This window comes from Parvibaculum sp. (assembly GCF_039973015.1).
GTDB lineage: Bacteria > Pseudomonadota > Alphaproteobacteria > Parvibaculales > Parvibaculaceae > Parvibaculum.
In genome coordinates this window covers 712,466-724,144 of record NZ_JBDWLT010000008.1, presented here as the reverse complement: position 1 = coordinate 724,144, position 11,679 = coordinate 712,466, and the positions used below count along the sequence as shown (strand labels likewise).

Here is an 11,679-nt window from a genome sequence, read left to right as displayed (position 1 = left end):
AAACCCGCCTATTTCGGCAGCAGATCCATCGCCCCCGTATCGAGAGCATGGTCCGCCCCGCCGCGCAGCATCTGGAAGAACATGTTGTCGCCGCGCTCCGTCCGCTCGACGATCATCGAGGCGGTAAAGGCCATGTTGAAAAGCGAGAAGCTGTAAAGCGCGTAATGCTTCATCATCTCCTCGAAGGCGTAGCCGGTGACGCCAAGTTCACCAAGTCTGCGATGATAGGTGCGCAGCAATTCACTTCCATGCGCGATCCGCTCCTCCCGCTTCAGCGCGCCGCTCAGAAAATACGACACGTCCGCCATACAGCAGCCATAGCCCACTGATTGCCAGTCGACGACGGCGACGGGATAGCCGCCTTCCGCCGTGCCGAACATCATGTTGTCCGGCCGGAAGTCGTTATGGGTGAGGCATTTCGGCCCCTGATAGCCGTCCTTGAAGAACTCGTAGTTCCGGGTGATCGCCTCGCCGATTTCCACGCAATCGGCAGGAATGCGGTCGCCATAGCGTTCGCGGAAACCCTGCCAGAGTTGGTTGATGAGGTCCGGCTGCGTGCGCTTGGGCGACGCCTTCGTCTCGAAGAGCCAGGGAATTTCGTCCATCCGGTCGTCATTCCAGTGCGAGGCATGGAACTTCGCCGCTTCTTCGAGCACGAGCGCGGCTTCCGCCACCGTCGTTCCCTTTATCTGGTCGCCGGGAACGGCGGGCGAGAGGTCTTCCATCAGCAACACGAAGTTGCTCGTCTCCGGCTCGACATCCGCATGAAGGCAGACGGGCGTCGTCACGCCCGCGCTGTCGGCGAGTTCGCGATAGAAGTTCACCTCGCGAATATAATTGCCGAAATTGACGCCGGTCGCCCGGCTTTCAGGATCGGACGAGGGAAACTTGCCAACGACCGTGCGTGGCGCATTGCCAGCGTCGCCCTGATAGTCGAGCGTGAAGCGAACGCTTTCACCCACTTGGCCTGTGCCCACGCGCTTTCCCGTGAGCGCGGCAACGGTCACATTGTGTCCAGCCTTGCGCAGCGCGGCGGTCATCCAGTCGGCCGTGATTTCCGCCGACGGCAGTATCGGCAGGTCGAGCGTCTCTCCCATGCTTCTCTCCCTTGTTCTTATGTCCCGATCTCAGTCGGGTATCTTCGTCACATTATGCACATAGACTTCGTTGAGCTTGATGCGGTCGCCTTCAAGAACGACAAGGTCGAAACCGCGCATCAGGCTCTTCGTGCCGTCCGGCGCGGAAATTGTGCAGTACCAGCGCCCGCAGAAGCCGTTCGCCGTCTTCCATGTTTCATGCGGCTCGTAATGCATGGGCGGCGTGTTCGCGAAAAGCTGCTTGAGATAGGCGCCGAGCGCCTCCTCGCCTTTGAGCCCGTCCGGCACCTGCGGATCGCGATAGACCGTATCCGCCGAATAGAATTGCAAAAGGCCCGGCACATCTTTCTCGGTCCATTTGGCAAGCCAGCGTGCATTGAAGTCTTCGATGTCGACGCTCATCATGCATTCTCCTCTGCCGCCAGTCCGAGCACTCGCGCGCGATGCTCTTCGGTGAACATTTCGGGCGGCAGTGTTTCCGGTCCTGCCATGATCGCGAAGGCATGAGAGCCGATGGCCGGGTCGGCCGCTGACCGCTCGTGATAGTTCCGGCGGCGCTCGCGCGCTTCCTCGCCGAACTCCGCATCGAGCGATGCCTGTAATTGACCTGCGAAACGCAGGCGCCTCATCCGCTCAAAGCGTTCTTCCGCGTAAGGCTGTAAGAGGGCAGGGCTCCACTCGTCACTCTTCTTCAGGAGGTCGCTCACGATGCGCACGTCGCGATAGGTGATCGAAAGACCGAGCCCGTTGATCGGGTCGTTCCAGCCCGCCGCATCGCCGATCAGCACGGCGCCCTCTGTGAAGGGCTCGTCCGTCCATGAATCATTGTTGAAATAGCTGAGCAGTGGCCCGGCGGGTCTGGCCTCGGCAAGATACTTGTTGTCGGGCGCGCAGTTCATGCGAAAGGCTTCGAGAAAGGCGCGTGGTCCGTCTTCCCCTGCGAAGCGCCGCCGCTCATTGAGCGAATAGCTGCCATAGACGCGCACGCGGCCATCACCCTGCGGAAAGGCGAGAAAGGCAAAATCGCCTTCCGTACCGATTGCCTGTTTCGTGGCGTCCCATCCATCCGCGCCTTCGACGAGCAACCCGCCGAACATGTGATGCGGCTTGTCCTGGTGAAGTTCGATGGCGCATGCCGCGCGGACCGCGGAGGCGCGCCCGTCCGCCCCCGCGATGAGCCGCGCCGTTGCTTCATGCGCCTCGCCTTCATGCTCATACGCAATGCGCGGGTTCTTTCCCGTCTCGATCTTCGTTACGTTGACGCCGCGCAGCGCCGTCGCGCCCGCGCGCACCGCCTCGTTGAACAATGTCTGGCAATGCTTTGGGTGGCCGATGCAGAGCGGCCCCGGAACATCGGGAACGAACATGTCGAGCGGCAGCGGCATCGCGTCCGCTTCTTCCGGCGCACGCGTCTCGTCATAGGTCACATGCCGCGCGACGTGATGTCCGCCTGCCGCCACCAGCGTATCGTAGAAGTCGAGCCGCTTCGTCTCCGCGACACCCCAGGGCGCGATCCACTCGCCGCGCACATGATCTTCATAGACGGCGCTTTTTTCGAGCAGCAGCACGTTGCGCCCCGCCTTTGCCACGGTCGTGGCCAGTGCCGATCCGCCTATGCCGCCACCCACGATGATGAGGTCGTAATTCTTCGACATGATTGCGGCCTCCCTCTTTCTTCTATTTCCTTTATTTGTTTTGCTGATGTTGGAAGCCGAAGTGATCATTCGCAAGCGTTACGAAGCATTCATTGCGCAACCGGCGCTGCTTTTTCTCGGGCGCGGTCTCTCCGCGCGCCCCTTTCCGTAGCGTTCCCGCGCGCATCCGCACACAGGCCTCTATCGCAGTGGAGAAGCATATTCGCCTGTGATAAATCCGGGTCGGCCGATGCCGGGGAGGTGACAGGCAATGACCAAAGAAATTCCGGTCGATCTCGGCGCGCTCGCGCGTTGGATGGACGGCGAGGAACTGGGTTCCGGTCCGCTTGAGGACGTAACGCTTCTCGGCGGCGGTACGCAGAACATTCTGCTCCGCTTCACGCGTAATGGCCGCCCTTATGTGCTCCGCCGCCCGCCACCGCATCTGCGCAAGAATTCAAACGAAACCATGCGCCGCGAGGCGCGTATGCTGGCCGCACTTGCGCGAAGCGATGTGCCGCATCCGGGCCTCATCGCTGCTTGTCCCGAAGAGGATGTGATCGGCGCCGCTTTCTACTTGATGGAACCGGTCGACGGCTTCAATCCGACGGTCGCACTCCCTGAGCTTCACGGCAACGATCCCGCCATTCGCCATCGTATGGGGCTGTCGCTGGTCGAGGGCATCGCCGCGCTCGGCGCCATCGATTACGAGAAGGCCGGGCTCGACGGTTTTGGCAAGCCGGACAATTACCTGAAGCGCCAGGTTGCGCGTTGGCAGGGCCAGCTCGAAAGCTACCGCGAATTTCCGTCATGGCCGGGACCGCAGCGCATTCCGGGTGTCGCGAAGGTCGCAAAATGGCTGGAGGATAATCGTCCTTCCACCTTCCAGCCCGGCATCATTCATGGCGACTATCATCTCGCCAACGTCATGTACCGCCATGACGGGCCGGAACTCGCCGCCATCGTCGACTGGGAGCTCACCACCATCGGCGATCCGCTGCTCGATCTCGGCTGGCTTCTCGCTACATGGCCGCAAGGTGACGGGCCCGCGGCGGGTGCGGTCGGCGTCCGTCCATGGGATGGTTTTCCGTCTGCGGACGAACTCGTCGCGCATTACCGCCCGCGCACCTCGCGCGACATGGGCAATATCGAATGGTACGGCGTGCTCGCCTGCTACAAGCTCGGCATCATCCTAGAGGGAACACATGCCCGCGCCTGTGAAGGCAAGGCGCCGAAGGAAACGGGTGACAAGCTCCATGCGAGCACGGTCGGCCTCTTCGAGCGGGCGCTTCGCTGGATTGGCTGAAACAAAATCTGAAAAATGAGAGAGGGAAGTGCGATGAAGGATATGGATTTCACGGGTAAGCGCATACTCGTCGTCGGCGGCTCCAGCGGTATCGGCAACGGCATCGCCCATGCCTTTCGCGAGCGCGGCGCCGAAGCTCACATCTGGGGTACGCGCGTCAGCGCAAAGGACTATGAGGGCACCGAAGGCTCCGACATGACGGGCCTCCACTACGCGCAGATGGACGTCACCGATTTCGACGCGATCGAGGCCTATGCGCCGCCCTTCTCCTCGCTCGATGTACTCGTGCTTTGCCAGGGTACTGTCATCTACAAGCGCGGCGAGTTCAAAATGGATGGCTTCCAGAAGGTCGTGGACGTCAACCTGAACAGTCTCATGGCCTGCGCCATCAAGTTTCACGACATGCTGGCCGCCGCGAAAGGCTCGCTCATCACGGTCAGTTCCACCGCTGGCTTTCATGCGACACGCGGCAACCCCGCCTACAACGCATCGAAGACCGGCGCTGTCGGCCTCACGCGCACGCTTGGCGAAGCATGGGCAAGCGATGGCATCCGCGTGAATGGCATTGCGCCGGGCCTTGTCGATACGAAGCTCACGAAAGTGACGACGGAAGATCCGAAGCGCCGGGAAATGGCAATCCGCGGCATTCCGGCAGGCCGCCTCGGCAAGCCGGAAGACATGGCAGGTGCCGCGCTGTTCCTCGCCTCGCCGCTCTCTTCCTATATCTACGGCCAGACGCTCATCGTCGATGGCGGTCTCATCCTGTCGTGAGGTTGCCCGTGGCGGGGTACATTGAGCGTACTCAACGGTCGATGTTGAAGCGGATCGGCACGACCACCTCGAAGGGGTCGCGTGAAATATCCTTCGGCACCGGCGGAAAGGGGTCGGCCCGCGTTACCGTGTCGATCCCGCCCCGGTCGAGCTGCGAGCTGCCGGATGTCCGTTCAAGGCTGTGCGAGAGCAGCTTGCCCTGCCTGTCGATCTTGAAGCGCACATAGACGATGCCTTCCTGTCCTCGTCTCTGCGCCGAACGGGGATACCGCTTGTAGCGTTCGAGATGTGCGAGCAGCGCCTGTTCATAGGTCGGCATGGCGCGCGCTTCCGCTGCGCTTGGCGCCGCCTTCACGGGCGCGGCCAGTTCCTTCGCCGCGGGCAGGGGCTGGGCGCGCGGCGCCGTCGTTTCCTTCACGACCTTTTTCATCGGCTTCTTTTCCGGCTTCTTCTCGGGTTTTTTCTCGGGCTCGGGAAGGGCCTCGCGCGGCAGCGGCGGTTCCGGCAGCGGCGTCGGCTCGATGATCTCTTCGGGCGGCGTTTCCTCTTCCTGCGGACCTTCCGGTGCGCTCACCTCCGGTAAGGGCGGTGCACTCACCATCGGCGCAAGGTCGATGGTGATGGCTGCCGCCGTTTCGGGGGGAGGCGTCTGCCCGAACTGCCAGGCAACGAAGCCGCCGGCGACAGCCGCATGAATGACGATGGCGAAAATGGCGCCGCCGCGCCACGCGGGAGCAACACCGGTATACCCGGCCTCGCCCGGCGGGCTCGCCGCTCCGCCAGAGGAAATATCGGTCCCCTCGGGGCCGGCAATGCTCATGGCGCGTCCGCGGAATCCAGGCTGACAAGGGCGATCTTCAGATAGCCCGCGCTGCGCAGGCCATTCATCACCTCCATGAGGTCGCCGTAATCGACCGACTTGTCCGCGCGCAGGAAGATGCGCTGTTCCCGGTCGCCGCTCGTCTGCTCCTCAAGGGCCGCGCGCAGCCCGTCTTTTGCCACCACTTCGTCACCGATCAGCAGGCTGAGGTCGGCTTTCACTGAGAGATAGAGCGGTTCCGTGGGGCGTGGCTGCGGTTCGGCATTGGCCGATGGCAGATCCACCGGCACATCGACCGTCGCCAGCGGTGCCGCGATCATGAAGACGATCAGCAGTACCAGGATCACGTCGATGAACGGCGTGACGTTGATTTCATGCACTTCGGCGAGATCGTCGTCGCCATGATCGAGACGGACGGCCATGGGATCAATCCGCCGCTTTGGTCAGCCGTGAGCGGCGGCCGAGGTCAAGGTCGCGGCTCACGAGGCGCAGCAGTTCCGCCGAGCTGTCGGCAACGAGCGCCCGATAGCCCGCGATGGAGCGCGAGAAAGAATTATAGATCACAACGGCGGGAATGGCGGCGACAAGGCCGAGCCCCGTCGCGAGCAGCGCTTCGGCAATGCCCGGCGCGACGACGGCGAGGTTCGTCGTTTGTGTCTGCGCGATGCCGATGAAGCTGTTCATGATGCCCCAGACCGTGCCGAACAATCCGACGAAGGGGGCCGTCGCGCCGATGGTCGCGAGGACGCCCGTGCCGATGCCGATTTCGCGCGCGGCATTCGCCTCGATGCGCTGGAAGCGCCATGCGATGCGCTCCTTCACGCCTTCCTTCTCGGGGGTGTCGCCGGAGGCCTGCACCTCCTGCATCGCGGCGTCGGCGAGCAGTATCACCGGCCCTTTCGACCTGGCAAGGCGGGTGCTTGCTTCATCGAGCGAGGAGGCGGAGGCGAGCGTCTGGAACGCCGCCTTCGCGCGGCGGCGCGCACCGGAAATCTCCATCCGCTTCGCAAACCAGATCGTCCAGGTGACGAAGGAGGCGAAGACGAGGCCGATCATCACGACCTTCACCACGATGTCCGCCTGCATGAACATGCCCCAGGGCGAAAGATCGTGCGGCAGTGCAAGCTCCGCTTCTGCGTCCGCCTCGGTCATGGCGAAGCCCTCCTCGCCCGCACCTTCCGTGAGCGCGCCATCCTCGACCATACCGATGGCCTCATCGGCAAGGGGCGCCGTGCCGGTCGTGCTTTCGCTCTCCATGCCGCTTGCCGGCGCTTCCTGTGCCTGCAGGGGCCCCGCAAGCATCAGGCAGACAAGGCCCGCGCCAAGGAAGCTGACAAGCCGGGGCGCAAGCCGGTCGAACGCCAAATCGTAAGTCATATCGTCACCATTTTCATCTGGGCGCCGTCGGCATGCCACTGCGATCTGCGCTCCCGCTCCGCCTGAACTGGCCCGCCGGGGGCGGGAGGGGCGGGAGGGGGCGGACAGAAAACCTCTCTCCTCCCTCGCGGCCCCATAGGCCACATCTGCGAGTAATTATCAATAAGACAAAATGCCCCGCTGCCGGTTTTGCCGTGTTGCCGCAGAGTACGGCAGCAGGCCTGCTCTTTGAGTGTGGCCCATATGCTACACTTAAGAATGATACGCAATAAGACAGAAATATGAATGGAACTCCGCCACCCCTCTGCTAGGAACGGTTCGCATTATCATCGCGCTTCAGACTGCATTCTGTATTCCAAGGGGGCTTCCAGACCAATGAAGAATGAAACTGTCCTGCTTTCATCCGCCTCGCGGCTCGCGCTTGCCGCAGGCATTTCCGTATCGCTTACGGCCTTCGTGCCGGCGCAGGCCGCCGCCCAGGAGACGGCCGGGACAGATGAGCAGGAAGCGGTCGCGCCCGTCGTGACGGCGCCGCTTGAGGTTTGGGGGGCTGACGACGCCTACACGACCGATCACCTTTCCTCCGCCAAGCAGACCGCGCCGCTTCTCGACACGCCGCAGACGGTGAACGTCATTCCTCAGCAGGTCATCAAGGAGCAGGGCGCGCGCAACCTGACTGAAATTCTGCGCAATACGCCCGGCATCTCCTTCAATGCCGGTGAAAACGGTTTCGCCACCAGCGCCAATAATTTCCAGCTCCGCGGTTTCGACGCGAGCGGCGACATTTTCATCGACGGTTCGCGTGACAGCGGCAGCTATACGCGTGACGCCTTCAACATCGAGGATGTCGAGGTGTTCAAGGGCCCGGCCGCGGATAATGGCCGTGGCAGCGCCGGGGGCTACGTCAATATCGTCACCAAGACGCCCGGTCTTCGCGATTTCACCAATGCCGACGTGAGCTATGGCTTCGATGAATATGACAGCGAGGATCGCCGCCGCGCGACCGTCGACGTCAATCGGAAGATCGATGACAGCACCGCGGTTCGCATCAACGCGCTGATCGAGGATAGCGGTGTGCCGGGCCGCGAGATGGCGGAGGCGAACGCCTGGGGCTTCGCGCCCTCCATTGCTTTCGGCCTTGGCGAGGAATTCCGCACCGTCTTTTCCTATGAGCATGTCGAGCGCAACGACATCCCCGATTGGGGCCTGCCCGGCGCGGCATTTGCGGAAACCGGCTCGCCGGATGCTCAGGCCGCCTTCGATCCCGCGCTGGCAGGCATTTCTCGCGACAACTTCTATGGTCTTGCATCGGACTTCGACGATGTGACGAGCGATGTGTTCCTCGCCAGCTTCGAATACGACCTCTCCTCCGCCGTGACGCTCGGCAACCAGACGCGCTATTCGGTCGTGGACCGGCAGTCCCGCTTCACGACGCCGACGGGCAATGCGGGCGGCGGCGTGATCGACACGCAGACGCTGTTCTACGACCGCGAGAACAAGACGCTCTCGAACCTCACCAATCTGTCTTATGAATTCGCGACAGGATCGCTGAAGCACCACCTCTCCGCCGGTATCGATCTGACGAAGGAAGAGTCCTCCGCCGGCCGTTTCAACGGTGTCGCCGGTGCGACCAGCGCCTATGACCCGGACCCCTACCGCGCCGGAGCCTTGCCCTTCGTGCCCGCCTCGACGAACGAGGTCGAGGTGAAGACGGTGGCGGCCTATGTCTACGACACGGTCGAGTTCAGCCCGCAATGGCAGGTGACGGGCGGTGCGCGCGCCGAACGCTACGATGCGGAGGTCAGCGCCTCCGACGCAAGCATTGGCGGCTTCTCGCGTTATGAGGAAAGCGAAACGCTTTTCGGCGGCAAGGTCGGGGTCGTCTACAAGCCCGCCCCCAATGGCAGCTTCTACGTGTCGGCGGGCATGGCCGAGGATCCGCACACCTCGTTCCTCTCCAACCCGGATATCTCGCGCACGGGCGGCAATGCCTTTCCGGGCTTCGTGCCCGGCGTTGGCCCCGTCACCTCCGTCAACTATGAAGTCGGCGCGAAGTGGGATGTGCTGGACGAAAGGCTCTCGCTCACGGCCTCGCTCTTCCACACGGAAAAGCAGGATGTGCCGATTGCGCCGCGCGGCACCTTGATCGGCTATCAGGATCAGGTCGTCCAGGGTCTGGAACTGGGCGCGGCGGGCCAGATCACGCCGGAATGGAACGTCTATGGCGGGCTGCTTCTGATGGATAGCGAGCGTCAGCTCGACAATCCCGCGCTGATCGATTCCATCATCCTCGATCCCCTGGACCCGGCGGGTAACCGCGCGGGCGATTACGGCACGGCCACGACATCGGATGGCGATGAACTTGCCTTCACGCCCAATGTGACGGCGAATCTCTGGATGACCTATCGCTTCCCCGTCGGTCTGACGCTGGGTGGTGGTGCGCGATATGTGGGCTCGTCCTGGCTCGGCCGCCCGGACGATGCGCTCCGCATCGTCGCCAACGGCACATATGGCAAACTGCCGGCCTATACCGTCTTCGACGCGATGGTTTCCTACGAAGTGACGGAGAATGTCGCAGTCCGTCTCAACGTCGAAAATATCGCCGACAAGACCTATGTCTCGACATCCAACTGGAATGGCCGTCGCGTGATGCTCGGCAATCCCCGGACCTTCACCGTCACCACCAGCTTCACCTTCTGAGGAGAAGCCCGGTTCTTTCGGGAATGCAGGTCTCTTGCGAAAATCGGTCCCGGCCCGCGCGGCCGGGACTTTTTCTTGTCCGCCTCGAAACTGGCCCGAGGCCTTCCTCTCTTCTATACATGTGAGAAAGCGGACCAGGGAGCGCCCCGCCCATGATGATCACCATCCCCGATTTTCTGACGCCGGATCAGCTGCGCCATTGCCGAGAGGCGCTGGAAAAGGCGGACTGGCAGGACGGGCGCGAAACGGCGGGAGACCTCGCGGCCCGCGTCAAGGCGAACAGGCAGCTTGCACCCGGCGATCCGCTTGTACGCGAGCTTGGCGATCTCATCCTCGATTGTCTCGGCAGGAACGACCGCTTCCTGGCCGCCGCCTTGCCGCTCAAGGTCTTGCCGCCCCGTTTCAACCGCTATGAAGATGGGGGCACCTACGGCAATCATGTCGACAACGCGATCTTCTCCGTGCCCGGCACACCGCACCGCATTCGCTCCGACATTTCGGCCACGCTTTTTTTCAGCGAGCCGGATGAATACGAAGGCGGCGAACTCGTTGTCGAGGACACCTATGGCAGCCACACGGTGAAGCTGCCCGCCGGGCACATGGTCCTCTATCCGGGCACCAGCCTGCATCGCGTCACGCCGGTCACGAAGGGTGTGCGCCTCGCTTCTTTCTTCTGGGTGCAGAGCCTCGTCCGCGAAGACAGCCGCCGCGCTCTTCTCTGGGAACTCGACGGTGCAATCGCAGATGTGCGGCGGGACAATTCCGAAAGCGATGCCGCGCCGAAGCTCATGGCCGTCTATCACAATCTGCTGCGCGAATGGTCGAACACATGACGGCCTTCCCATGAACCATTTTCTGAAGCCGCCGCTGGAACGCATTCCGCCTTCGATTGTCTGCGCCGCTGACTACGAAGCGGCCGCGCGTGAGCGGATAGAGGAGGGCGCCTGGGCCTATCTGAATGGTGCGGCCGCGGACGGCCTGACCCTGACGGAAAATCTCGCCGCCTTTCGCCGTCTGCGTCTCGCGCCGCGCGTACTCGCGGAACTGGAGGGCGGCCATACCGGCGTGGAACTCTTCGGCACCCGGCTTGCCCATCCGCTTCTCGTCGCGCCGGTCGCCTTGCAGAAGCTCGCTCATCCCGATGGCGAGATCGCGACGGCGATGGCAGCCTCCGCGCTGGGCGGCGCTATGGTGGTGAGCATGGAGGCGAGTACAAGGGTCGAGGATATCGCGGCCGCCGCTCCCGGTCCGCTCTGGTTCCAGCTCCATATTCTGCCCGACCGCGAATTCACGCTGGCCTTGATCCGGCGCGCGGAAGAAGCGGGCTACCGCGCGCTTGTCGTCACCGTGGATGCGCCGGTCAGCGGCCTGCGCAATGACGAGCAGCGCGCGGGCTTTGTGCGTCCTTCCTCCGTTGCACCTGTGAACCTTGAAGGCATGACGCAGCTTCCGCCGCACATCGCCGCCCCGGGCGAGAGCGCCATTTTCTCTTCGCCGCTCGCCACCGCCGCGCCCGGCTGGGCGGAAATCGCCTGGCTCTTGTCGAATACACGCCTCCCTGTGCTCCTGAAAGGCATTCTTCATCCTGCCGACGCCGCCCGCGCCGTCGAGGCGGGCGCTGCCGGTATTGTCGTATCCAATCACGGCGGCCGTACGCTCGACACTCTTCCCGCCACCATCGATGCGCTGCCCGCTGTCGTCCGTGCCGTTGCTGGCCGCGTCCCCGTGCTGATGGATGGCGGCATCCGCCGCGGTACGGATGTTCTGAAGGCGCTCGCCCTCGGTGCGAAAGCTGTCATGATCGGCCGTCCGGTCATTCACGCGCTTGCCGCTGCGGGTGCGCCCGGTGTCGCCCATCTCCTCCACATGCTGCGCGCCGAACTTGAGGTCGCCATGGCACTCACCGGCTGCCGCCGTCTTGAAGAGGTGACGGAGGCTTTGCTCTGGCGAGACGAACAGGCGTAATCCACCGCT

11 protein-coding genes are annotated in these 11,679 nt (G+C 63.1%); 5 read left to right on the top strand and 6 right to left on the bottom strand.

Features of this window, described 5'->3' with window-relative positions; all coding sequences use genetic code 11:
• Positions 1-8 precede the first annotated feature (8 nt).
• From ABJO61_RS09560 to ABJO61_RS09550, 3 genes are read right to left on the bottom strand one after another with little or no spacing between them, the layout of a single operon-like run.
• A complete protein-coding gene (locus tag ABJO61_RS09560; protein WP_348322857.1) occupies positions 9-1,097 on the bottom strand; it encodes a phosphotransferase in 1,089 nt (362 codons plus the stop codon).
• A 30-nt stretch (positions 1,098-1,127) separates the two neighbouring features.
• Entirely contained in the window at positions 1,128-1,502 is a 375-nt protein-coding gene (locus ABJO61_RS09555; RefSeq protein WP_348322856.1) for a nuclear transport factor 2 family protein, read from the bottom strand.
• Positions 1,499-2,752, bottom strand: coding sequence for an FAD-dependent monooxygenase (locus tag ABJO61_RS09550; RefSeq protein ID WP_348322855.1), 1,254 nt, complete (start codon positions 2,750-2,752; stop codon positions 1,499-1,501). Before ABJO61_RS09550 ends, ABJO61_RS09555 begins: the two co-directional genes overlap by 4 nt.
• A gap of 250 nt (positions 2,753-3,002) precedes the next feature.
• Here ABJO61_RS09550 and ABJO61_RS09545 point away from each other — a divergent pair, with 250 nt between their 5' ends.
• The gene (locus ABJO61_RS09545; protein WP_348322854.1) at positions 3,003-4,037 is read left to right on the top strand and encodes a phosphotransferase family protein; all 1,035 of its coding nucleotides are present in this window, start codon (positions 3,003-3,005) and stop codon (positions 4,035-4,037) included.
• A 33-nt stretch (positions 4,038-4,070) separates the two neighbouring features.
• The gene (locus ABJO61_RS09540) at positions 4,071-4,808 is read left to right on the top strand and encodes an SDR family oxidoreductase (RefSeq protein ID WP_348330928.1); all 738 of its coding nucleotides are present in this window, start codon (positions 4,071-4,073) and stop codon (positions 4,806-4,808) included.
• A 31-nt stretch (positions 4,809-4,839) separates the two neighbouring features.
• Here ABJO61_RS09540 and ABJO61_RS09535 read toward each other — a convergent pair whose 3' ends face one another.
• Genes ABJO61_RS09535 through exbB form a run of 3 tightly spaced genes read right to left on the bottom strand, consistent with a single transcriptional unit; the run spans position 4,840 to position 7,005 of the window.
• A complete protein-coding gene (locus ABJO61_RS09535; RefSeq protein ID WP_348326914.1) occupies positions 4,840-5,628 on the bottom strand; it encodes an energy transducer TonB in 789 nt (262 codons plus the stop codon).
• Entirely contained in the window at positions 5,625-6,050 is a 426-nt protein-coding gene (gene exbD, locus ABJO61_RS09530) for a TonB system transport protein ExbD (protein WP_348326911.1), read from the bottom strand. Before exbD ends, ABJO61_RS09535 begins: the two co-directional genes overlap by 4 nt.
• A gap of 4 nt (positions 6,051-6,054) precedes the next feature.
• A complete protein-coding gene (gene exbB / locus ABJO61_RS09525) occupies positions 6,055-7,005 on the bottom strand; it encodes a tonB-system energizer ExbB (RefSeq protein ID WP_348326908.1) in 951 nt (316 codons plus the stop codon).
• 375 nt (positions 7,006-7,380) lie between these two features.
• On the opposite strand from exbB, the gene ABJO61_RS09520 reads away from it, so the two are divergent.
• The 3 genes from ABJO61_RS09520 (at position 7,381) to ABJO61_RS09510 (ending at position 11,670) form a co-directional block, all read left to right on the top strand.
• Entirely contained in the window at positions 7,381-9,705 is a 2,325-nt protein-coding gene (locus ABJO61_RS09520; RefSeq protein ID WP_348326905.1) for a TonB-dependent receptor, read from the top strand.
• Positions 9,706-9,857: 152 nt separating this feature from the next.
• Complete coding sequence (locus tag ABJO61_RS09515) at positions 9,858-10,538, top strand: Fe2+-dependent dioxygenase (protein ID WP_348326902.1); 681 nt, start codon at positions 9,858-9,860, stop codon at positions 10,536-10,538.
• Between the two features lie 10 nt (positions 10,539-10,548).
• Positions 10,549-11,670 carry an alpha-hydroxy acid oxidase gene (locus ABJO61_RS09510; protein ID WP_348326899.1) on the top strand — a complete coding sequence of 374 codons (1,122 nt, stop codon included), beginning with the start codon at positions 10,549-10,551 and terminating at the stop codon, positions 11,668-11,670.
• Positions 11,671-11,679 lie beyond the last annotated feature (9 nt).